This window comes from Streptomyces sp. NPDC002868, assembly GCF_055563295.1.
Genome location: NZ_JBVHDR010000095.1, coordinates 1 through 1,127, shown reverse-complemented (window position 1 = coordinate 1,127; position 1,127 = coordinate 1). Strand labels below are relative to the sequence as shown.

The window sequence follows — 1,127 nt, the reverse complement described above, 5'->3', positions numbered from 1 at the left end:
AGATTCGACTTCACCGAACCCAGCCACAACGGCCGCTCCTCATCCCGGTCCTGCCCGTACGTCGCCAGCAGCGCCTGCGCCTCGATCGGGTCACCCAGCGTCGTACCCGTACCGTGCGCCTCCACCGCATCCACATCCGAGGCCGAGAGACCCGCGCCCGCCAACGCCTGCCGGATCACCCGCTGCTGCGAAGGACCATTCGGCGCGGTCAGACCATTGGACGCGCCGTCCTGGTTCACGGCGCTACCACGTACCACCGCCAGCACCCGGTGACCGTTCCGCCGCGCATCCGACAACCGCTCCACCACCAGCACACCGACACCTTCGGCCCACCCAGTGCCATCAGCAGCATCCGAAAACGGCTTGCACCGGCCGTCAGCAGCAAGTCCGCCCTGGAGACTGAACTCAACGAAGGCTCCAGGGTTGGCCATGACCGCCACACCGCCGGCCAGGGCAAGATCGCACTCACCCGACCGCAGGGATTGCGCCGCGAGGTGCAAGGCGACCAACGAAGACGAACACGCTGTGTCCACCGTCACCGCAGGCCCTTCAAGCCCCAGCGTGTAGGCCACACGACCCGACAGGACGGCCCCCGAGCTGCCGGTGAGCAGGTGCCCGCCGAGCCCCTCCGGAGCCTCCCGAAGGCCTGACCCATAGCCCGAACTGCTGGCACCGACAAAGACACCCGTACGGCTGCCCTTGACCGACGTAGGCCGGACACCGGAGCGTTCGAGAGCTTCCCACGAGGCCTCCAGCAGCACACGCTGCTGCGGGTCGATCGCCACCGCTTCACGCGGGCTGATGCCGAAGAACGCCGGATCGAAGTGCGTAGCGTCCTGAAGGAATCCACCCGACCCTGTTCGGCTCACACCGGACTGGCCTGCATCGTTCCCGTAGAGGGCATCGAGGTCCCAACCCCGGTCGGTGGGAAGCTCGGAGATCGCGTCCTCGCCTCCAACCACCAGCCGCCACAGGTCCTCGGGGCTCGCCACCCCACCCGGCAGACGGCAGCTCATCCCGACAATCACCACCGGATCGTCGGATGTGGAGACGACCATCGGCAGATCGGAAGACGTGTCGGTCCCGGTCCCGAACAGCTCATCGCCCAAGAAGCGCGCCAGCTCGAC

The 1,127-nt window shown here is 67.5% G+C and carries 1 pseudogene; it reads right to left on the bottom strand.

Features of this window, described 5'->3' with window-relative positions:
* Positions 1 to 1,121: pseudogene (locus ACZ3H8_RS40860) on the bottom strand (beta-ketoacyl synthase N-terminal-like domain-containing protein); the annotation flags it as partial.
* Between the last annotated feature and the right edge of the window lie 6 nt (positions 1,122 to 1,127).